Genomic DNA, 21,459 nt, shown 5'->3' on the forward strand with positions numbered 1-21,459 from the left:
GCCCTCACATGCCCGCGTCGAACGCGCCGGGGATGTGCTCCACGGTGGCGCTCGCTCCGCGCCCCACCACCGAGATCACATCGAATCGAATCATCCGCCCACGGACCTCGTGGGCGAAGAGATAGTGCAGCGCCGCCTTCACCACCCGACGCTGTTTGGCGAAGGACACGGTGTGCGCCGGGTCACCCCACACCGCCGAGGAGCGCATCCGCACCTCGACGAAGCACACGATGTCCTCCCGCTCCGCCACCACGTCCAGCTCACCGTGGCGGCACGGCCAGTTGCGAGCCCGGACCCGCCACCCCTGGGCCTCCAGGAACCGCACCGCCGCCTCCTCCGCCTCCGCCCCGTACGCCCGCCGATCCACCCGCCCCATCCACCCTCCCCCTTCAGTCCTCCCCCTTGGAGGACACCCGCCACGTCGGACTACACGTTAACCGTGCCGTCCGACATCTGGGCGAAGCCGGGGTGCGCGGTGACGTGAATCACCTGCGTCAGGGTGCCCAGGTGCTTCAGCATGCGGGCGATGAGCGGCAGCTTCACCTCGTCCATGCCCGTGAAGACGTCCTCCAGGAGGAAGGGCCGCTTCATCCGGGCGCTGGCCTTCTCCACCACCGTCATGCGCAGCGCCAGGTAGTAGAGGTCCAGGTCCTTCGGGGGCAGCTCGCCCACCGGCACCTTCCGACCCGCGGCGAGCGCCACGGCCTTGCCCTCCTTGTCCCACTCGACGCCCTGGTAGCGGCGATCCGTGAGCGCAGTGAGGTACTGGACGCAGCGCTCCTTGAGCATCCCCTGCACGTTCAGCACGTCCGTGGTGAACACGTCCGCGGCCTGGGACAACAGCGCGGGCGACGGATCCTCCAGCGGCTCGGCCGGGGGCACGCTGCCATCCGGCCCGGGCGCGGCGGCCGGGGGTGGGGCCTTTGCCAGTGCGATGGACTCCTTCACCCGGCCCATCTCCCGCTCCACCTCGCGCATGTCGCGCACGTACGAGCCCTTGCGGGCCAGCTCCACGTTGAGCGCGTCCAACTGCTCCTTCAACGCCTGGCGCTGTGAGGCCGCGGCCACGAACTCCGGATCCGACTCGACGCCCTGGAGCTGATCCTTCAGCTCCACGACGCGCGCGCCGATCAACTCCTTGCGCTCCAGCGCGCCGGGAATCTCGTCCAGGCTCTCCACCCCGAGCGCCTTCTGGGCCATCCGCACGGGAGCGGCCTCCGCCTCGAACTCCTCCTGGATCTTCTTCGCGCGGGCGTCGAAGCGCCCCTCCTTGCTGCCCCGCCGGCTCGCCTTCTGGAGGTCGTCCACGTAGCGCAGGGCCATGAAGGCGGAGACGCCGAAGGCCGGGATGTCCAACAAGGCCAGGTAGCGGAAGGAGGTGTGCACCCCGAAACCGAGCCCCAGGCCCAACCCCAGGAAGAGCACGCCCACGCCAATGCCCACCCAGAAGCCCTGGTTCTCCTTCAAGGGCTCCACGTCCGCGGGGACGGCGGCGACCTCGGCCTCGCGATCCGCCTCCAACCGGGCCAGGGCGTCATCGCGCTTGGCGATGGCCTTGGGGTAGCGCTGGACGCGCTGGAGGATGTCCTGGGGCAGCCCGAGCGTCTGGGGCGTGGGCGCCGCGCGCCACGCGGCCTCCGCCTCCGAGATGGCCGCCTTCAACCCCTCCGTCCCCTTGAGGCGCTGATCCACCTCGAAGACCTGCGAGGAGAGCCCATCCACCTGGAACTGGAGCCCATCCACCTCGCGCGCGTTCACCAGCTCCGTCTCGAGCGAGCGCAGCCGGGCCTCCGCGGCGGCGATGTCCTCGGCGGGCGCCACGGCCGAAGCGGAGGCGAGCGACGGGAACTTGCCGGACGTCTTCGGATCCGCCGCCTTCGCCCCGGCCTTGCGCGGCCTGCGGGACGGAAGCTGCCCGACCTGGAGGCAGTACACCTGCTCGAAGGTGGTGCGCGGCGGCAGGCCCACCTGGCCCCGGAGGAACTGGTTCGTCTCGGACGCGTCCGAGGACACCAGCTCCGGCTGCTGCGTCGCCGGATTCACGCGGTGGAGCGTCCCGGAGCCGCCCAACTCACGCAGCACGCGGTACGTGTTTCCGTCCGCGCCCTGGAACGTGAGGGCCGCCTTGCCCCCCTTCGCCCCCGGCGCCACGAAGGCGACATCCCCTCCGCGACCATCCGCGTAGAAGAGCGAGAGCACGACTCCGGCCAGCGGACTGACCTCGGAGGTGGGCGGCTTGAGGACCAGATACCCGGCCTTCAGCGCGAAGCGGCCCGCGGGAGAGAACCCCCGAACATTCTGGACGGCGACCTCTGCGAATTGCATGGCCCCTGCATGTTAGCGCGAATGAAAAAAGGAGCGCCCGGTATCGGACGCTCCTTCTCACGACGACCCCGAAGGTCGAAGCAGACCTCAGGCCTTCGCCGAAGCCTTCTCGACGTCTTCCTGCAAGTTCACGCGAGCGGCCTTGCCCTTGAGGTTGCGGAGGTAGAACAGGCGGCTGCGGTTCACGGCGCCACGCGAGAGGACCTCGATCTTCTCGTAGCGGGGGCTGTGCAGCGGGAAGATGCGCTCCACGCCGACGCCGAAGGACATCTTGCGCACCGTGAAGGTGGCGCGGTGGCTGCCGGAGGTCTTCCGGATGACGACGCCCTCGAACGCCTGGACGCGCTCCTTCTCGCCCTCCTTCACCTTCCAGTGGACGCGCACGGAGTCACCAGGACGGAACGAGGTGACGTCCTGGCGCAGGTACTTGGCCTCGACGTGCTGAATGGCGCTGTTACGCATTGACGGACTCCAGAAAACGAAAAGCGGACGCGAAGGACGCGTGAAAGAGCGGGCCGTACTACCAGAGAGAGCGGTGTCGGACAAGCCCGCTGATGACCTGGCCGCTGAGAACGCCCAGGGTTACAGCTCTTCCTCCCGCCGCGCCAGCAGTTTCTGGTCAGCGGCGGACAGGATCAACCGAGCGAAGAGGTCCGGCCGGCGCTCCCGCGTGAGGACCAACGACTTCCACCGCCGCCACCGGGCGATGCGGGCATGATCCCCGGACTGGAGGACGGCCGGCACCTCGGCCTCCCGGAAGACGGGCGGGCGGGTGTACTGGGGATGTTCCAGCATCCCCTCCTCGAAGCTCTCCGACACGGAGGACGCCACGTTCCCCAGCACGCCAGGGACCAGGCGGGCCACCGCGTCCACCACGGCGAGCGCGGCGATCTCCCCGCCCGTGAGGACGAAGTCGCCCAGGGACAGCTCCCCATCGAGGTGGGGCATCACCCGCTCGTCCACGCCCTCGTAGCGGCCACAGACGAGGATCAACCCCGCCTCGTGCCGGGCGAGCTCGCGCGCGGTGGCCTGGGTGAAGGTCGCGCCCCGGGGGCTCATCAGCAGGGCCTTCGCGCCCGGGTGCCGGACCCTCGCGGCCTCGATGGCGGCCACCAGCGGCTCCGGCTTCATCACCATGCCGGCCCCGCCGCCATAGGGCGCGTCGTCCGTCACCCGGTGCTTGCCCTCCGCGAACTCGCGGACGTCCGTCACCGTGGCCGACAAGAAGCCCTTCTCCTGGGCCTTCCCGAGGATGCTGGCGCCCAGATAGCCGGACACCATGCCGGGAAACAGCGTGAGCAGCTCGACCGGATACGGCGCTGTCATTCGCCGTCCCCGGAGCCCTCCGCCGCGGACTCGCGCCGCCCCACCTCGATGTACTCGGGCGGGCGGATGACGATGCGCTGGGCGGCGATGTCCACGGTGGGGACGAACTCGTCCGCGAACGGCACCACCAGTTCGGGCTTGCCGGGCGCGCGGATGACCAGGTTGGGCACCTCGCCGGTGGCCCAGATCTCCACCACGCTCCCCAGCGGCGCCCCAGCCTCGTCCACCGCGGACAGGCCGATCAGATCTCCCTGGAAGAACTCGCCCTCCGCGGGGGGCTCCAGGTCCTCCCGGTAGACGAACACCGTGGCGCCCACGAGCGCCTCGGCCTCCGTCCGGGAGTCCACGCCCACGAAGGCGACGATGTCCTCCTTGGGGGTGGGACGCAGGGATTCCACTTCCAGATCCCGCTCCTCGCCCGAGCGCGTGCGCACGCGGACCCGGTCGACCGTGCCGAGCGTCTCCGAGGCGGGATCGAACGGACGCACGGCCAGCTCACCGCGCAACCCATGCGCGCGGGAGACGAAGCCGAGCTCCAACAGGGGGCGCTGCGTCACCGGGAAGAATCCGGGGACGCGGCAGGCGACGGACTGGCTGGACCGCGCCGGTCGTCGAGGATCTCCAGCCGGACCTTCTGCCCCGCCTTCTGCGCAGCGGCGTTGAGCAGTGTCCGGAGGGCATTCACCGTGCGCCCGTCACGGCCGATGACCTTGCCGACGTCCTCGGGGGCGACCTTCAGCTCGAAGAGCCGGGCACCGTCCACGTCGGACATGCGCAGGCCGACCTGGTCCGGTTGGTCGACCAGGGCCCGCGCCAGATACGTGAGGAGTTGCTCCACGTCCGCTCAGTACAGGAGACGGGCGCGGATCAGGCCGCGGGAGTGGTCTTCGGCTGCTTCGAGGCGACCTTGATGAGGTCCGCCACGGTCTCGGAAGGCGTCGCGCCCGTCTTCAGCCAGTAGTTCAGCCGGTCCTCGTTGAACTCCACCTTCGGCGGGGTCAGGTTCGGGTCGTACGCACCCACCGCCTCGATGAACTTGCCGTCCCGGGGGTTCCGGGAGTCGGTGGCAACCACGTGGTAGTACGGCTTCTTCTTGGCGCCCGCGCGGGCAAGACGGAGGACAACGGCCATGGAGTGCTCCAACGAACAAGTAACGACGATGGAAACGGGGTGGCGCTCTTAACGCCGCTCCCGCTGGATTGTCAAGGAAGCTCGGGACCTTATGTCGTGCTCTCCGCGACCTGCTCCCCGCGGTTGGCGAGCTGGCCACAAGCACCGGCGATGTCCCGGCCCCGGTTCCGGCGGATGTAGGCGGCCACGTGGCCGTCGGAGAGGATGGCCCGGAACTGCTCCGCCCGCTCCTCCGCGGTGGTCTGGAACCCCAACCCGGGGTTCTCGTTGTAGGGAATCAGGTTGACCTTCACCGGAATTCCCTTCAGCAGCTGGATGAGGCGGTGGGCGTCCTCGTCGGTGTCGTTGAAGCCCTGGATGAGGACGTACTCGAAGGTGATGCGCCGGCCCTGGCGCAGGGGGAACTTGCGGCACGCGTCGAGCAACGCGGCGATGTTCCACTTGCGGTTGACGGGCATCGTCTTGCTGCGCTGCTCGTCCGTGCTGGCGTTGAGGGAGATGGCCAGCTTCACGTCGGTCTCCTTGCCGAAGCGCTCGATCATGGGGACGAGGCCGACGGTGGAGACGGTGATGTGCCGGTGGCTGAAGTTGGGCCCGTCCTCGGACTGGAGGATGGCGAGGGCCGTCTTCAGGTTCTCGAAGTTGTGGAGCGGCTCGCCCATGCCCATGAACACGAGGTTCGACAGCGGGCGGAGCGTCTCGTGGCCCTCGTTCTTGCGGACCTCGCGGTTGACGGCGTGGACCTGGGCGACGATCTCGCTGGGCGTCAGGTTGCGCTTGAGGCCCATGGTGCCCGTCATGCAGAAGCCGCAGGCCATGGCGCAGCCCACCTGGGTGGACACGCACAGCGTCCGGCGATCCTCGGAAGGCATGTAGACGGATTCGATGTAGCGGCCGTCGCGCGTCTTCCAACGGTACTTGATGGTGCCGTCGGTGCTGCGCAGCTCCACGTCCTTCACCAGCGGGATGATCTCCGCCGCCTGCTTGAGCTTCTCGCGCAGGACCTTGGACAGGTCCGTCATCTCGTCGAACGAGGTGGCGCCGCGCTGGTGCAGCCAGCGGTAGACCTGCGGGGCCCGGAACGCGCGCTCGCCGAGCTGCTCGGTGACGAAGCGGGTGAGCCCCTCCATGGACAGGCTGGCCACGTCCACGAGCTTCGCGGGCGCCGGCGCCGGCAGGGGCTCGGTGACGGGAAGGGAGGCGGTGGCGGGGGTCTCGGTCATCGTCGTCGCGCTGTAAACGGTGGGCCTGGGGGCGTCCCTTCCCATACCTGGGGCCGAGGTGTCAAAGGCGTCCCCGGCCGGCAGGTCGACTCGAACGCCCCTCCCCTGCCTGGACCGCCCGCCCGCCCGGCGAGCCACGATCGCGCGACCGTCGGCTCACCCAGCACCTCCGCCACTCATTGCGTCGGCTCCGACAGAATGCTCACGGGAGGACGGACACACATCCGCTTCTCGAAGCCCGCCGGGGGCCCGTAGGGCACCTCCCTCCTCGGGAGTTCCTTGTTGCTGATGTAGGAGAGTCTCAACTCGACGGTCCTGAAGGGGCCGTGGTTCCTGACCTGCAGCCGCGTACCCGCCATCAGACCTCCCGCCGGAGAGCCAGGACAGGAGTCGTCCTCCTTGGCGAACTCGAGCGCCACATCCTCCCCCAGGACGAGCGTCTCGGCGGGGCCCGACACAAGCGCCTCGGCCCATTCACGGACGAACAACCCAGCTCCGAACCCCACCACGAAGACGACCCCGAAGCCGAGCGACACCATCAGCCGACGACTCACGACACCTCCTCCGCCGCGCGCGCGGCCGGGTGTTCGCCATCTCAGGGGAAGCACACCCCGACGCGGCACCAGAATCGACGGCGACCCTAGCGCACCCCCCGTGCGACCAGGCCATCCGCCGAAACGACAACGGCCCGGGCCAGCCCCTCGCGGGTGCCGACACCGGGCCGTCCGTCCAGGGCCGCGTGGGCGGCCCACCCGCCTACTTCTTGGCGGTGTACTCGTACGGCTGGATCTCCGTCTCGCGGAAGAAGTACGCGATCTCGATCTTCGCGTTCTCCAGGCTGTCGGAGCCGTGGACCGTGTTCTGGTCGATGCTGGTGGCGAAGTCCTTGCGGATGGTGCCCTCAGCGGCGTTCGCCGGGTTGGTCGCGCCCATGATGTCGCGGTTGGCGAGGACGGCGTTCTCACCCTCCAGCACCATCAGGACCACCGGGCCGGAGATCATGAACTGCACCAGGTCCTTGAAGAAGGGGCGGGCCTTGTGGACCGCGTAGAAGCCCTCGGCCTCCTTCTGGGACAGCTGCTGCAGCCGGATCGCGACCGGCTTCAGGCCCTTGTCCTCGAAGCGGGTGATGATCTTCCCGATGACGCCCTTCTGCAGACCGTCCGGCTTGATGATGGACAGCGTACGCTCGATGGCCATGTGACTGGCTCCTTGTTCCCTTGAGGGGTGTTAGCGCTTCTTGGGGCCGCGCTTGACGGCCTCCTGGAGGGTGGTGCCCAGCTCGGCGGGGCTGGCGGCCATCAGGATGCCCGCGGCCTCCATCGCCTTGATCTTCTCCGTCGCCGTGCCCTTGCCGCCGGAGATGATGGCGCCGGCGTGGCCCATGCGCTTGCCCGGGGGCGCCGACTGACCGGCGATGAACCCGGCGATCGGCTTGGTGAACTCGCGAGCCACGTACTCCGCGCCCGCCTCCTCCGCGCTGCCGCCGATCTCACCGATCATGATGACCGCGTCGGTGTCCGGGTCCGCGTTGAAGAGCTTCAGCACGTCCACGAAGTCCGTGCCGTTCACCGGGTCGCCGCCGATGCCCACCGCCGTGGACTGGCCCAGGCCCAGCTGCGTCAGCTGGTGCACGGCCTCGTAGGTCAGCGTGCCGGAGCGGGACACCACGCCGATGCGGCCCGGCTTGTGGATGTGGCCCGGCATGATGCCGATCTTGCACTTGGCGCCAGGGGTGATGACACCCGGGCAGTTGGGGCCGATGAGGCGCACGCCCGGCTTGCCCTGCAGGTAGCGCTTGGCGCGCACCATGTCGAGGACGGGGATGCCCTCGGTGATCGTGATGATGAGGGACACGCCCGCGTCGGCGGCCTCCATGATGGAGTCGGCGGCGAACGGGGGCGGCACGAAGATGACGGACGTGTTGGCGCCCGTCTGCTTCACGGCGTCGGCGACCGTGTCGAACACGGGAACCTTGCCCTCGAACTGGGTACCGCCCTTGCCCGGCGTCACGCCGGCCACGAGCTTGGTGCCGTACTCCAGCATCTGCTTCGAGTGGAACGAGCCCGCCGAGCCGGTGATGCCCTGGCAGAGGACCTTCGTGTTTTCGTTGACGAGGATGCTCATGGCGCTCCTTCAGGAAAGTGTTGGCGATGAAGCGCGCCGGACTACTTCAGCGCGGCGACGGCCTTCTCCGCCGCCTGCCGCAGGTTGTCCGCCGGGGTGATGGCGAGGCCGGAGTTGCGCAGCAGCTCCTTGCCCAGCTCGACGTTGGTGCCTTCCAGCCGGACCACGAGCGGGACCTTGAGCTGGACCTCCTTCGCCGCGGCGATGATGCCCTCGGCGATGACGTCGCACTTCATGATGCCGCCGAAGATGTTGACGAGCACCGCCTTCACCGCGGGGTCGGCCAGGATGAGCTTGAAGGCCGCCGTCACCTTCTCCTTGCTCGCACCGCCGCCCACGTCCAGGAAGTTGGCCGGCTCGCCGCCCACCAGCTTGATGGTGTCCATGGTGGCCATGGCCAGACCCGCGCCGTTCACCATGCAGCCGATGTTGCCCTCCAGCGCGATGTACGCCAGGTCCCACTCCTTGGCCTGCGTCTCGCGCGCGTCCTCCTCGGCCAGGTCGCGGTACTCCAGCAGATCCTTGTGCCGGTAGAGCGCGTTCTCGTCGAAGGTCACCTTCGCGTCGAGCGCCACCACGCCGCCATCCTTCAGGATGACCAGCGGGTTGATCTCCACCAGCGACGCGTCCGTCTCCACGAACATCTTGTAGAGCGCGGAACAGAACTGGACGAACTTGGTGACCGTCGCGCCCGTCAGGCCCAGGCCGAAGGCCAGCTTGCGGCCCTGGAAGTCGAGGAAGCCCACCGCCGGGTCCACCGTCTCGCGGAGGATCTTCTCGGGGTGCTTCTCCGCCACCTCCTCGATCTCCACGCCACCCTCGCGGGAGGCCATGAAGGTGACGCGGCTGGTGACGCGGTCCAGCGTCACGCCCAGGTACAGCTCCTGGCCGATGGCGAGACCCTCTTCGATGTAGACCTTGTGGACCGTCTGGCCTTCCGGCCCGGTCTGGATGGTCTTCAGCTTCATGCCCAGCATCGCCTTGGCGAGGTCCTTCGCCTCGGCGGGGCTCTTGGCCAGCTTCACGCCGCCGCCCTTGCCGCGACCACCGGCGTGAATCTGGGCCTTCACCACGACGACCGGCGTGGCGAGCTGCTTGGCGGCCGCCTCCGCATCGCTCGGCGACAGTGCGAGGATGCCCTTCGGCGTGGGCACACCGTACTTCCGGAAGATTTCCTTGCCCTGGTACTCGTGGATTTTCATCGAGGCTCCATGTGGAGACGAGGGGGACGACCGCTTACAGGCGGCCAGCGCGTGCCCCTCATTGCGCAGAAAACAACGGATGGCAAGGCCGTTTGACCCGACCCCCACCGCGGTGCGGCAGGCGGTGGACAGCGGATAACCCTGGATGTCCGGGGAGATGAGCGCGCCTTCACCCCATCGTCACGAGGAGGAAACAGCGCCCGGGACGTCCAGCGGTCGAGTCGTGCGCCGCTCCCCTCCCCTGGCGACGCCCGGAGGCCCCGGGAACGGCGACGGCCCCGCCCACGTCCGGAAGAGGACGCGGAGACGGGGCCGCCTCGAAGCGAGCCGTGAGCGGGCGTGGGCCTAGCCCGGACCGCCGTGGCTCTTCTTCTCCTCCTCCTGCGAGAAGAGGTCCTTGATGACGACCTTGGTCACCTCGCGGTTCATCATCGCGATGGAGGTCGTGAGCGGGATCTCCTTCGGGCAGACCTTGACGCAGTTCTGCGCCTTGCCGCAGTCGGAGAGACCGCCGGGGCCCATGAGGGCGCGCACGCGCTCCTCGGCGTTCATCTTCCCCGTCGGGTTCATGTTGAACAGGCGGGCCTGGCTGATGGCCGCCGCGCCGACGAAGGAGTTGTCCATGGTCACCTGGGGGCAGGCCTCGAGGCAGCTTCCGCAGGTGATGCACGTGGAGAGCACGTACATCGTGGACTGGTCCACGGGCGACTGACGCGGGCCGGGGCCCAGGTTGTGCGTGCCGTCGATGGGCACCCAGCCCTTGACGCGCTTGAGCGCCTCGAACATGCGGTTGCGGTCCACCGCCAGGTCGCGGACGACGGGGAACTTCGTCATCGGCTCCAGGGTGATGGGCTGCTCCAGCTTGTCGATGAGCGCCGAGCAGGCCATGCGCACGCGCCCGTTGATGTTCATGGCGCAGCTGCCGCAGACCTCCTCGAGGCACGCGGCGTCCCACACCACCGGCGGCACCTTCTTGCCGTCCGCGGTGACCGGGTTGCGCTGGATCTCCATCAGGCACGAGATGACGTTGGCGCCCTTGCGATAGGGGACCTTGAACTCATCGTAGTGGCCCGGCTGGCTGGGATCGTCCTGCCGCCAGATGCGGAAGGTGATGGTCTGGGTACTGACGGCAGATGCCTGTGCGGTGTCCATGTGGCTCGACCCTTCACTTCCAAGTCAGTTTCGGCGGCCCGGACCTGCGCCCGGGCCCGCCCCAAGAACTCCCCGGCGACTCACGCGTACCAGCGCGGCTCGGGCGACAACACGTCGGTCTTGACGTCCTCGTAGGAGATCTGCGGCCCCTGCTCCGCGTACTTCGCGATGGTCGTCTTCGCCCACTTGTCGTGGCGCTTCTGCCACTGCGCCATCCACTCCGGATCCTTGTTCGGGTCCTTCGTCTTGGGCTCGGGCAGCGAGAAGTCCGGCTTGTAGTGCGCGCCGCGGCTCTCGTCGCGCAGGAGCGCGCTGGTGGCGATGACCTCGCCCAGCTCCAGCATGTTCCACAGCTGGTTGGTGTACGAGAGCGAGCGGTTGGAGGAGTTGCCCGTGTCGAGCACGTTCACGTTCTTCCAGCGGCCCTTGAGCTCGCGGATCTTCTCCACCGTCTTCTTCAACCGGTCGTTGTAGCGGACGACGGTGCAGTTCTCCGTCATCACGTCGCCCAGCTCCTTCGCCAGCCCGTACGGGTTCTCCGGGCCGTTCATCTTCTTGATGGTGGCGAAGCGGTCCTCCCAGTAGCGCTTGGCGTCCTGGAAGTACTTCTGCGGCATCGCCGCCGCGCTGGTCTCGTTGTTCTTGGCGAACGAGGTCATCGCCGGGCCGCCGATCATGCCCGAGTAGATGCACGACAGCAGGGAGTTGGCGCCCAGGCGGTTGGCGCCGTGGAACGCGTAGTCCGCCTCGCCCGCGGCGTACAGGCCCGGGATGTTGGTGGACTGGTTCTTCGGGCTGCCTTCCAGCGGGGTGTTGTCCTTGTTCGGCTCGAACGTCACGTACAGGCCGCCCATGGAGTAGTGCATGCCCGGGAAGATGACCATCGGCGTGACGCGCGGGTCGTCTCCCACGAACTTCTCGTAGATCTCCATGACGCCCTTGATCTTGGCGTCCAGCGTCTTGGCCGGGATGTGCGTGACGTCCAGGTACACGCCGTCGCGCCCGCCGATGCCCATGCCCAGGTCGCGGCAGACCATGAAGATCTCGCGCGTGGCGACGTCGCGGGGGACCAGGTTCTTGTACTTGGGGTACTTCTCCTCGAGGAAGTACCAGCGCTCGCTCTCCGGGATGTCCCGGGGCCCGCGCGTGTCACCCTTCTTCCGGGGCACCCAGACGCGGCCACCCTCGCCGCGGACCGACTCGCTCATCAGGCGCAGCTTGTCCTCGCCCGGGATGGAGGTCGGGTGCACCTGGATGAACTCGCCGTTGGCGTAGATGGCGCCCTCCATGAAGGCGCGACCCGCGGCGGTGCCGGTGTTGATGATGGAGTTCGTCGAGCGGCCGAAGACGATGCCCGGGCCACCCGTGGCGAGGCACACGGCCTCCGCCGGGAAGGTGCGGATCTCCATGGTCCGCAGGTCCACGGCCACGCTGCCGATGCAGCGGCCGCTCTCGTCCTTCACCGTGCCGAGCCACTCCCAGTACTCGTACTTGGTGACCTTGCCCTCCGCCTCGTAGCGGCGCACCTGCTCGTCCAGCGCGTAGAGCAACTGCTGGCCCGTGGTCGCGCCCGCGAACGCGGTGCGGTGGTGGAGCGTGCCACCGAACCGGCGGAAGTCGAGCAGCCCTTCCGGCGTGCGGTTGAACGTCACGCCCATGCGGTCCAGCAGGTAGATGATGCTGGGGGCCGCGTAGCACATGCCCTTGACGGACACCTGCTCCGCCAGGAAGTCGCCGCCGCGCAGCGTGTCCTTGACGTGGATCTCCGGGCTGTCGCCCTCGCCCTTGGTGTTCACCGCACCATTGATGCCGCCCTGAGCGCAAACCGAGTGGGAGCGCTTCACCGGAACGAGCGAGAGCACATCCACCTGATGACCCGCCTCAGCGAGCTTGATCGTCGTCATCAGCCCCGCGAGACCGCCGCCCACCACCGTGAACCGCGCTGCTGCTGCCATCATCGTCTCCTTGACTGCCAGGATGCCGGACACACCTTCCATCGCCAGCGTGCCTCTCCGGACACGCCACGCTCCGGACATCCCTGTGCGAGTTCTACAGGCTAGTTAACTTGGCGAAACAGCGCCGCAACCACGGCGCCTGGGGCGATAAGGCCGCGTCATTCGCGGCATCAGACGCGGGGCCCGCCGGGCCATGCCGGCGGGCCGCCTGCGTCTGGAAGGGAGTCCAGGACTCCCGGATCCACGGCTTACAGCTTGACGGAGTCGACCGTCGCCTTGACCGACGTGAAGGACTTGGTCAGCTCGGCCTTCTCGGCGTCGTTCAGGTCGACGGTGATGATCTTCTCCACGCCGCCCGCGCCGATCTGGACGGGGACGCCGAAGAAGTAGTCGTTGATGCCGTACTGGCCCTTCAGCAGCGCCGCGCCCGGGAGGATGCGCTTGCGGTCGAAGATGTAGCTCTCCGCCATGGCGATGGCGGAGGCCGCGGGGCCGAAGTAGGCGCTGCCCGTCTTGTAGAGGGCCACCAGCTCGCCGCCGCCCTTGCGGGTGCGGTCGACGATGGCGTCCAGCTTGTCCTTGGCGATGAGCTCCGTCAGGGGCACGCCGCCCACGGTGCTGTGGCGCACCAGGGGGACCATGTCGTCGCCGTGGCCGCCGAGGACGAGCGCCTCCACGTCACGGATGGAGGAGCCCAGGGCCTCCGCCACGAAGCACTTGAAGCGGCTGGTGTCCAGCACGCCCGCCATGCCCACGACCTTGTTGTCCGGCAGGCCGGCGATCTTGTGGAGCGCGAACACCATCGCGTCCAGGGGGTTGGCCACGTTGATGACGAAGGCGTCCGGGGCGTGCTGCTTGATGTTGGCCGCCACGTCCTTCATGATCTTCAGGTTGACCTCGAGCAGGTCCTCCCGGCTCATGCCCGGCTTCCGGGGGACGCCCGCGGTGATGATGATGACGTCCGAGCCGGCGACGTCCTTCCAGTCCGTCGAGCCCGTGACGCGGCAGTCATAGCCGTCCACCGCCGACAGCTGGTTGATGTCCAGCGCCTTGCCCTTAACCAGCCCCTCCGCCACGGGGATGTCGTAGAGCACCACGTCGCCCAGCGACTTCTGCACCGCGAGCAGCGCGAGGTTGCCGCCGATCTGCCCGCCACCGATGAGACCAATCTTCTTCTTGCGATTCTGAGCCATGGATTCGCCGTCTCCCGTGCCCCGTGAGGGGATTACATGTGCTTGATGATGGCCTGACCGAACTCGGAGCACTTCACCTCGGTCACACCGGACTGCCCCTCCTGCTTCATCAGGCGGGCGAAGTCGTACGTCACCGTCTTGGCCGCGATGGCGCGATCCATCCCCTGGATCATCAGGTCCGCCGCCTCGTGCCAGCCCAGGTGCCGGAACATCATCTCGCCGGAGAGGATGACCGAGCCCGGGTTCACCTTGTCCAGGTCCGCGTACTTGGGCGCCGTGCCGTGCGTCGCCTCGAAGACGGCGTGGCCGGTGACGTAGTTGATGTTGCCGCCCGGCGCGATGCCGATGCCGCCCACCTGCGCCGCCAGCGCGTCAGACAGGTAGTCGCCGTTGAGGTTGAGCGTGGCGATGACGTCGAACTCGTCCGGACGGGTGAGCACCTGCTGCAGGGTGATGTCCGCGATGGAGTCCTTGATGACGATCTTCCCCGCCGTCACCGCCGCCTTCTGCTCGGCGTTCGCCGCCTCCTCGCCCTTGGCGGCCTTGGTCACCTCCCACTGATCCCAGGTGTAGACCTTGTCACCGAACTCCCGGGCGGCCAGCTCGTAGCCCCACTTGCGGAAGGCGCCCTCGGTGAACTTCATGATGTTGCCCTTGTGGACCAGGGTGACGCTCTTGCGCTTGTGGTCCACCGCGTACTGGATGGCCGCGCGGATCAACCGGTCGCTGCCCTCCTTGGACACCGGCTTCACACCCAGGCCGATGTCGGACGGGAAGCGGATCTTCCCGAACTCCTTCGGGAACTCCTGCTTGAGCAGGCCGAGGAACTTCTCCGCCGCCGCGGAGCCCGCCTCGAACTCGATGCCCGCGTAGATGTCCTCCGTGTTCTCGCGGAAGATGGTCATGTCGACCTTCTCCGGCGTCTTCACGGGGCTGGGCACGCCCTTGAAGTACCGCACGGGGCGCAGGCAGACGTACAGGTCGAGCATCTGGCGCAGCGCCACGTTCAGCGAGCGGATGCCGCCGCCCACCGGCGTCGTCAGGGGGCCCTTGATGCCGACCAGGTAGGTGCGGAAGGCCTCGACCGTCTCGTCCGGCAGCCAGTTGTTGACGGCCTTGAACGACTTCTCGCCCGCGAGGACCTCGTACCAGGCGATCTTCTTCTTGCCCTTGTAGGCCTTCTCCACCGCGGCGTCGAAGACGGCCTGGGAGGCACGCCAGATGTCGCGGCCGGTGCCGTCACCCTCGATGTAGGGGATGATCGGATGATCCGGAACCGACAGCTTGCCGTTCTGGAGGGAGATCTTCTCGCCGGACGACGGGGGCGCCATGGACGTACTCCTGGAAGGTGTGACCGTGTAAGAAGGCGCGGGATAGTCGAGAACCCGCCCCCCTCCCGTCAAGGAGTTTGGCCACCCTTCCAGGTTGCAGGACTTATCGGACCCAGCGGCGAGACACGGACGGGCGAGGACCGCCCTGGCACCCGAGGGAACGACGCGTCGACGACGACGCTACCAGCTGGACAGCCCCGTCGAGGGCAGGCTCACGGTGATACACAGCCCGGAGCGCTCGTCACAGGACGCCACCAGCTCACCGCCCATCGCCTCCGCCAGCTCACGCGCCCGCGCGAGCTGACGATGACGCGGGCCCGCCAGCACGGGTGAGAGGAGGGCCGTGTTCAACTCGCGCCCGGACAGCCGCGCGTCCGGGGTCCGCACCGCGAAGCGCGGTCCCTCGTCACCGAAGTCGTCGGGGGGCTCGACCACGAACCGGACGCCCTGCCCTCCCGCGTGGTCCGCCGCGTGCGCCAGCAGGAGCAACATCACCTGCCCCGCGCGACGCCGGCTCACCCGCGCCACCGCCGCGTCATCCGGCAGGTCCAGCGTCACATCCACGCCGTGCAGCCGGTGCGTCGCGTCCAACAGCGCCCGGGCCTCGGTCGCCACGTTCCCCAGGTTCACCTGGAACGAATCCGGGCCCTCCACCAACTCCAGGGAAGGCACGCGCGCGGGCACCCGGACCGACTCCGCGCCCTCACTCGCCGTCACCCCTGGAATTTCCGCCGCTGCACGCATCCCACACCTCGTCTCACCGACGACGTACGGTAGGTGACTCTAGTGGCTTCCCCCGACACGCTCCATTTCACTACGAGAAAGGGCCGAGGGCGTGATTGACTGCGAACATTACAGATACGCGACATCTTGGCCGTACTGTTGTCGTGTCCTGGGCATACACTTCGTGAAATTTGGAGAAGAACCCTGTCAGGGTTGACCCAGTGTTCTAGATTCCCGCCTTGACGAAAACAGCAAGGCTGCACAAATTCGATTTGACTGTTCCTGCTGACTCCGTATGATGCGGACCCATAGCGAAACGCCGCCTACCGCCGCACCGCTGGAGCAGGGAGGAACTGTCGTGCTTGCAACTTCGCCAACCGCATCGGGCGTTCCTCACTACCGGAGAAGGGGGCTCCTGAACATGGAAGGGGGAAACCCGCTCTCCGCGCGCTCGAGGGTTGAGTTCGACAGCCGCGACGCGTTCCTCAATGTGATTCCGCTGCCGCCGGCCGAGGCCGCGCTGGACGACTCGGGCTACTCGCTGCACGGCAAGGGCGCGGATGCGATCACCTGCTCGCTGCTGACGGCGGATGGCTTCATCGGTGAAGTCACGCGCCTGAGCCCCACGGTGGTGTGGGTGATGCCGCGCGGTCCGGTGAACACGCTGGAGGCGCCGACGCTGCCCGTCTTCCTGCAGGGCTGCGGCGTCACCATCGGGCCGCTGGTGGGCGCGCTCATCCGCGCGGACGCGGAGACGGTGAACGCGCCGGTGGGACTCCAACTGGTGGGCGTGACGGTGGAGCAGGGCCGGCAGATCCTCGACATGCTGGCGGACGCGCTCAAGCGCGGCGTCGCGGAGCCGGCGGCCTCGGCGCTGCCGGTGCAGGACACCATCGAGGACGCCGAGCGCATCCGCGCCATCCTCGCGGCCATCTGCACCGCGCGGAACAAGGGCGTGCTGCGCCGCATGGGCCGCTCGGTGCGCATGGAGCTCGAGCGCCTCAACAGCGCGACGGGGCAGCTGGAGTGGCGCGTCGACGAGACGGTGACCGGGTGGGGCGAGGCGCCCTACGAGGTCGACATCATCGGCTACAACAGCGCGTACCGCATGCGCCTGGAGGCCACGGGGGGCGCCGAGGACCAGCTCCTCACCCCCCTGCCCGCGCAGTTGCAGCGCATCCGCCACCGCTGGCACCGCCGCGTCCCCGCCCCCGAGGGCACCAGCGTCCGCCTGCACCACCCGCTGTGGCGGGAGCTGGGCGAGCTGAAGCGGGACCTGGTGGACCTGTCCTTCTCAGGCCTGTGCATCCGTTGCAAGCCGGAGGACCTGATGTTCCCCGGCCTGCTGCCGCCCCACATCGAGCTGGACACGGGCATGGGGCAGACGCTGACGCTGCGTGGGGAGCTGCGCTACGTCACCAGCGTGCGTCCGGACGGCTTCGTGCTGTGCGGCCTGAGCGTGCAGCCCTACTCGTCCGACGAGGCGCGGTGGGTCAGCTTCGTGTCGCAGACGACGACGCCGACGACGCGGACGGCCGAGGGCCTGACCGAGGGGCTCTGGGACGTGTTCACGCTCTCCGGCTTCTTCAGCCTGGCGGGCAAGTCGCACGAGGAGTTCGAGGCCCTGCGCCTGCAGTTCCGCACCATGGCGCAGCGGGCCTCCGAGGTCCCGCAGCTCTTCTGCCAGGCGGTGTGGCCCTCCGGTCGCGGCCCCGAGGCGACCATCTCCATCATGCGGACCCAGGAGCACTCCTGGCTCCTGCACCAGCTGGCCAAGCGCCCGGGCAAGCCACAGATGGCGGTGATGGAGCCGGGCCGCATCCTGCGCGACATCTACGTGCGGACCTTCGAGCACGCGCAGAGCGACGCGGACTGCAAGTGGGTGGTGGCCTACGTCGAGGGGCTCAACCCGTGGATCGCCAAGTCGCACGTGCGCTACGCCGAGCGGCAGATGGCGGCGGACCCCGAGCAGTCCTTCACCAAGCGCGTGCGCATGCTGGATGTCTACTCGCACGAGCTGACGGGCCGCGCCCACGAGGGCATCGAGATCGCTCCGGCCACGCCGGAGGAGATCGCCCAGCTCATCGAGACCATCGGTCGCACGCGCCCCAACTGCTACATGGAGGCGCTCGACTTCACGCGTGAGCGCTTCGACATGCGTCGCATCCAGGCCCGCTGGGAGGGGTTCGGCCTGGAGCGCGAGCGAGGAACCGTGGTCGCGCGGATCAACGGCGTCGCCGTGGCCGCGGCGGTGATGGAGCTGGGTCAGCAGGGTACGAACCTGTACTCGATGCTGGACATGACCCGGCTCTTCCCGCTGACCGAGGAAGGACCGTCCACCTTCGTGGCGTTGGTGGACGCCGCGCGCCGCTGGTACTCGGCGCGCAAACGCCGCTCGTTCCACTTCATCTGTGAGGACGAGGGCGGTAGCTACATCGAGGAGGCCGGCATCCACGGCGGACCTGATCCCTATCTGTGGATCATCTCCGCCAAGCTGATCCCCGACTACCTCGAGCACATCAGCGAGCTCACCATCGGGCGCCGCGGCCCACACAATTCGCGGTAACACCAACACCACAGGGGTTCAAAACATGAGCAAGCAACTCGTGGAGCAGAAGTACGTTCCGCACGTCGCCGCCGCACGCGAGCGTCTCAAGACGTCCCCCGCCCTCCAGAAGCTGCTGGATCCCAAGGCAGACCCGGCGTTCGTCGAGGCCTTCCTCATCCAGTACAACTCGCGCGGCGTCTTCATGACGGAGCCCGTGGACGGGTGGATCCGCCGCGCCGGCGAGGCCACGGTCCGGGCGGGCATGAAGGAAGTGGGCGAGAAGCTCATCACCCACGCGAAGCACGAGGAAGGCCATCACCTGATGATGGTCGAGGACGCGAAGGGCCTCGTGGAGAGCTGGAACTCCAAGAACACCGAGAAGCTGGATGCGTCCGCGCTGCTGAAGCAGACGCCCACCCAGTCCATGGTCGACTATCGCCGGATCCACGAGGACACCATCGCCGGTCCCGTCCCCGCCGCGCAGGTCGCCATCGAGTACGAGATCGAGAACCTGTCCGTCGTCTTCGTCCCCGGCCTGCTGGAGCAGGCGCAGCGCGTCTGTGGCGAGGGCGTGCTGAGGAAGATGTCCTTCCTCAAGGAGCACGCGGAGCTGGACGTGGGCCACACCGCCCTCAACGAGGTCATGCTCAACAAGCTGCTGGAGCAGGTCTCCGACGACAAGGCGGAGATCATCGCCAAGACGGGCGCCGAGGCGCTCGACATCTACCTGCGCTTCCTCGGCGATTGCATCGAGCAGGCCCAGGGCATGCTGAAGGCGAAGGTCGCCGCGGCCTGAGTCACACCGCCGTCGGTTGACGCCTCCGGGGCGCCCAGGGCCACCTTCCGGCCCGGGCGCCCCTCGTCGTTTCCAGCCGCCCTACCCCGCCCTGCGCACGTCGCGCTCGCCCGTGCCCTGGCGCGGCCGCAGGTGCCCCTTGAGCGAGCGCTGCAGCGCGGCGAAGCGCGTCGCCGACACGGCCCCGTAGACATGCCGGTCCGGACGTAGCACCACGACGTCCACCGCGTGGCGCAGGAACCAGTCCCCCAGTCTTCCGCCCACGTCCACCACCGCGTTGGACGACGCGAAGCCCGCATGCGGTGCGGGCAAGACGCTCCAAGCGCCCATCCCCAGCGACTCCGCCAACGTGCGCGCCTCCGTCCGGAGCTCACGCGACGCCCCTGGCCGGGTCAGCAGCACGAAGCCCGGCCCGAGCACGTCGTCGAGCCGCGCGAGCGTCCCGTCCGACACCTCGACGCGGGGCTGGGGGAACAAGGTGCCCTCCACCCCATCCTTGGCCCGCACACCCCCGAGGAGGAAGCCGCGCCGGAGCGGGACGACGGGCCGCGCGCGGAACTCCCGGATGAAGGGACCGGTGAACGGCAGCCGGTAGAGCACCTGGATGAGCAGGTTGCGCAGGCGAGACACGAGCGCTCCGCCCGACATCATCACCCGCCCCATCGCGTCCGAGCTGCGGATGAGCGCCTCGACGTGGTCGCGCCGCTCCACCTCGTATGTCTCCAGGAGCGACTCCGCCGCGGCCCCCGCCAGGACGCTGGCCAGCTTCCACGCGAGGTTGAGCGCGTCGCGCAGGCCCGCGCACAACCCCTGTCCCAGGAACGGCGGCATGAGGTGCGCCGCGTCCCCCAGCAAGAAGACGCGCCCCACCCGCCAGTGGCTCACGATGCGGCTGTGGTACGAGTACACGTTGGCCGAGCGGACCTCGACGGTCGACAGGTCTATGTACGGCGCGATCAACGCGCGCACCGACTCCGGCTGGCGGACCGCGTCCAGGTCCACGCCCGCGGGGACCATGATGTCGAAGCGCATCTCGTCCTTCGCCGTGCGCGTGACGAAGCCCCGCCGCGCTGGCCCGCATAGGTAACAGGAGAAGTCAGGCTCCGGAGAGGAGGTCCCCACGGTGATGGCGAGCGCGTGCTCCAACCCCGTGGAGCCCTCCAGCTTCAGGCCCAGCATGCGCCGGATGGCGCTGTGCGCGCCGTCCGCGCCCAGCAGGTACTTCGCCCTCACCAGCGTCGTGCGCGACGTGATGACGTCTCGCACGTGGGCCGTGAGGCCTCCGTCACCCTGGACGAAGGACTCCACCAGGTGACCGCGCCACAACTCGACGTGCGCGAAGCGCGCCATCCCCCGGCGCAGGGCCTCCTCCATCCGAGGCTGCTGGAAGAGCGCGCCCACGGGATGACCGTTGGGCTCGTCGAGCTTCGTGAAGTCCACCTCCGCCAGCACGCGGAGGTCGTCATCGAGATACTGCAGCCGCTTGCAGGGATGGAAACCGACGCCCAGCTCGCCCTCCAGTCCCGCGGCCTGGAAGATGCGCTGGGCCTCGTCATCCACGCTGATGGCGCGCGACTGTCCGTGCGCGGAGAGCTCGCGCTCCACCACCAACGTCGAGATGCCTCGCTGCCCGAGCAGGTTCGCCGCCATGGCGCCCACCGGCCCACAGCCCACGATGATGACGTCAACGGTCTTTTGCAACACGGCCACCTCCAGACATGACAAGGAATGAGTTGCCATTGGTCCCGGCCGACCGCCCAGGCCATGTCTCTATCCGTGTCACGGATTTTCCGAATCACGTCCCCCCACCCAGAGAACGCCGCGCGTCGAATTCCTTGCATGTTTGCGATTCACGCCCGGCGTAGTGAATCCGTTGCAAATCCGGCGCGTATTCTCAGACACCCGCGAGGCGACCCACACCCGGTGGGTTCCCGTCATGTTCCAAGGTGGGTGGAGGGTTTTCTGTGCACTTCAAGATTGCGTCCACATGGAATCAAACGGCCGTGCGACGCGTACGTTCCCTGTCTGGAAGACGGCAGTGACACCGGGAAGCGACGCAGGGCGTCGTGCATTCCGCCCGGGACAGGTGTTTCGTCCATGTCCCCCTCACGTGTGGTTCGCGAAGGAGCAGTCCCATGGAATGGCTCGAATTCTCCCGCTGGTCCCCCGAAGTGGAGCGACAGCTCGCGCAACAGGCGGCCCGGATCGGGGCCGTGGCGGAACGGAGGGCCAGCCTGACGCGCAGAGTCCGCGCCGGCGCGACCACCGTCTCGTCCGTGTATCGGCTGACCGCGATGCTGCGCGAGTACCCGCGCACCAATCCGTGGGGCCACCCCGCCACCGAGAGCTGAACACCGCCTCGACGCGAACGGCTCGGCTCCCGCCAAGCAAGTGAGGAGCCGCCCGTTCGCCCGCCCGCCTGGCACC

General features: G+C 68.2%; 21 protein-coding genes. 3 read left to right on the plus strand and 18 right to left on the minus strand.

Annotated features, from left to right (window positions below):
- Positions 1–4: 4 nt before the first annotated feature.
- The 17 genes from LZ198_RS11810 to LZ198_RS11890 all read right to left on the minus strand — a co-directional run bounded on the left by LZ198_RS11810 (position 5) and on the right by LZ198_RS11890 (position 15,682).
- Positions 5–376: a YraN family protein gene (locus LZ198_RS11810; protein WP_253972017.1), complete on the minus strand. Its 372-nt coding sequence runs from the start codon at positions 374–376 to the stop codon at positions 5–7.
- A gap of 50 nt (positions 377–426) precedes the next feature.
- Entirely contained in the window at positions 427–2,325 is a 1,899-nt protein-coding gene (locus LZ198_RS11815) for an AAA family ATPase (protein ID WP_253972018.1), read from the minus strand.
- An 87-nt stretch (positions 2,326–2,412) separates the two neighbouring features.
- Positions 2,413–2,787, minus strand: a complete 375-nt coding sequence (gene rplS / locus LZ198_RS11820; RefSeq protein WP_253972019.1) for a 50S ribosomal protein L19 — start codon at positions 2,785–2,787, stop codon at positions 2,413–2,415.
- A 120-nt stretch (positions 2,788–2,907) separates the two neighbouring features.
- Positions 2,908–3,651, minus strand: a complete 744-nt coding sequence (trmD, locus tag LZ198_RS11825) for a tRNA (guanosine(37)-N1)-methyltransferase TrmD (protein ID WP_253972020.1) — start codon at positions 3,649–3,651, stop codon at positions 2,908–2,910.
- Positions 3,648–4,208, minus strand: a complete 561-nt coding sequence (rimM, locus tag LZ198_RS11830) for a ribosome maturation factor RimM (RefSeq protein ID WP_253972021.1) — start codon at positions 4,206–4,208, stop codon at positions 3,648–3,650. The genes trmD and rimM overlap by 4 nt, the downstream gene beginning before the upstream one ends.
- A complete protein-coding gene (locus LZ198_RS11835) occupies positions 4,205–4,489 on the minus strand; it encodes a KH domain-containing protein (protein WP_253972022.1) in 285 nt (94 codons plus the stop codon). Before LZ198_RS11835 ends, rimM begins: the two co-directional genes overlap by 4 nt.
- A gap of 29 nt (positions 4,490–4,518) precedes the next feature.
- Positions 4,519–4,782 (minus strand): 30S ribosomal protein S16, encoded by a 264-nt coding sequence (rpsP, locus tag LZ198_RS11840; protein ID WP_253972023.1) that lies wholly within the window; start codon positions 4,780–4,782, stop codon positions 4,519–4,521.
- A gap of 89 nt (positions 4,783–4,871) precedes the next feature.
- Positions 4,872–6,005: a 23S rRNA (adenine(2503)-C(2))-methyltransferase RlmN gene (gene rlmN, locus LZ198_RS11845; RefSeq protein ID WP_253972024.1), complete on the minus strand. Its 1,134-nt coding sequence runs from the start codon at positions 6,003–6,005 to the stop codon at positions 4,872–4,874.
- Between the two features lie 176 nt (positions 6,006–6,181).
- Positions 6,182–6,544: a hypothetical protein gene (locus LZ198_RS11850; protein ID WP_253972025.1), complete on the minus strand. Its 363-nt coding sequence runs from the start codon at positions 6,542–6,544 to the stop codon at positions 6,182–6,184.
- A 217-nt stretch (positions 6,545–6,761) separates the two neighbouring features.
- Entirely contained in the window at positions 6,762–7,205 is a 444-nt protein-coding gene (ndk, locus tag LZ198_RS11855) for a nucleoside-diphosphate kinase (protein WP_253972026.1), read from the minus strand.
- 30 nt (positions 7,206–7,235) lie between these two features.
- The gene (gene sucD / locus LZ198_RS11860; RefSeq protein ID WP_253972027.1) at positions 7,236–8,132 is read right to left on the minus strand and encodes a succinate--CoA ligase subunit alpha; all 897 of its coding nucleotides are present in this window, start codon (positions 8,130–8,132) and stop codon (positions 7,236–7,238) included.
- Positions 8,133–8,173: 41 nt separating this feature from the next.
- Positions 8,174–9,334 (minus strand): ADP-forming succinate--CoA ligase subunit beta, encoded by a 1,161-nt coding sequence (gene sucC / locus LZ198_RS11865; RefSeq protein WP_253972028.1) that lies wholly within the window; start codon positions 9,332–9,334, stop codon positions 8,174–8,176.
- A 345-nt stretch (positions 9,335–9,679) separates the two neighbouring features.
- Positions 9,680–10,486, minus strand: coding sequence for a succinate dehydrogenase iron-sulfur subunit (gene sdhB, locus LZ198_RS11870; RefSeq protein WP_253972029.1), 807 nt, complete (start codon positions 10,484–10,486; stop codon positions 9,680–9,682).
- Between the two features lie 80 nt (positions 10,487–10,566).
- On the minus strand, positions 10,567–12,441 hold the full coding sequence (gene sdhA / locus LZ198_RS11875) for a succinate dehydrogenase flavoprotein subunit (RefSeq protein WP_323382440.1): 1,875 nt from the start codon (positions 12,439–12,441) through the stop codon (positions 10,567–10,569).
- Positions 12,442–12,689: 248 nt separating this feature from the next.
- A complete protein-coding gene (mdh, locus tag LZ198_RS11880; protein WP_253972031.1) occupies positions 12,690–13,634 on the minus strand; it encodes a malate dehydrogenase in 945 nt (314 codons plus the stop codon).
- A 32-nt stretch (positions 13,635–13,666) separates the two neighbouring features.
- Positions 13,667–14,965, minus strand: coding sequence for an NADP-dependent isocitrate dehydrogenase (icd, locus tag LZ198_RS11885; RefSeq protein WP_253972032.1), 1,299 nt, complete (start codon positions 14,963–14,965; stop codon positions 13,667–13,669).
- A 180-nt stretch (positions 14,966–15,145) separates the two neighbouring features.
- A complete protein-coding gene (locus LZ198_RS11890; protein ID WP_253972033.1) occupies positions 15,146–15,682 on the minus strand; it encodes a histidine kinase in 537 nt (178 codons plus the stop codon).
- A gap of 427 nt (positions 15,683–16,109) precedes the next feature.
- Here LZ198_RS11890 and LZ198_RS11895 point away from each other — a divergent pair, with 427 nt between their 5' ends.
- Complete coding sequence (locus LZ198_RS11895; RefSeq protein WP_253972034.1) at positions 16,110–18,254, plus strand: PilZ domain-containing protein; 2,145 nt, start codon at positions 16,110–16,112, stop codon at positions 18,252–18,254.
- Positions 18,255–18,279: 25 nt separating this feature from the next.
- On the plus strand, positions 18,280–19,032 hold the full coding sequence (locus tag LZ198_RS11900; protein WP_253972035.1) for a hypothetical protein: 753 nt from the start codon (positions 18,280–18,282) through the stop codon (positions 19,030–19,032).
- An 81-nt stretch (positions 19,033–19,113) separates the two neighbouring features.
- On the opposite strand, the gene LZ198_RS11905 is transcribed toward LZ198_RS11900, so the two are convergent.
- Complete coding sequence (locus LZ198_RS11905; RefSeq protein WP_407667408.1) at positions 19,114–20,772, minus strand: bifunctional 3-(3-hydroxy-phenyl)propionate/3-hydroxycinnamic acid hydroxylase; 1,659 nt, start codon at positions 20,770–20,772, stop codon at positions 19,114–19,116.
- A gap of 395 nt (positions 20,773–21,167) precedes the next feature.
- Here LZ198_RS11905 and LZ198_RS11910 point away from each other — a divergent pair, with 395 nt between their 5' ends.
- Positions 21,168–21,383 (plus strand): hypothetical protein, encoded by a 216-nt coding sequence (locus LZ198_RS11910; RefSeq protein WP_253972037.1) that lies wholly within the window; start codon positions 21,168–21,170, stop codon positions 21,381–21,383.
- Positions 21,384–21,459: the final 76 nt, after the last annotated feature.

The organism is Myxococcus dinghuensis, assembly GCF_024198235.1.
GTDB classification, from domain to species: domain Bacteria; phylum Myxococcota; class Myxococcia; order Myxococcales; family Myxococcaceae; genus Myxococcus; species Myxococcus dinghuensis.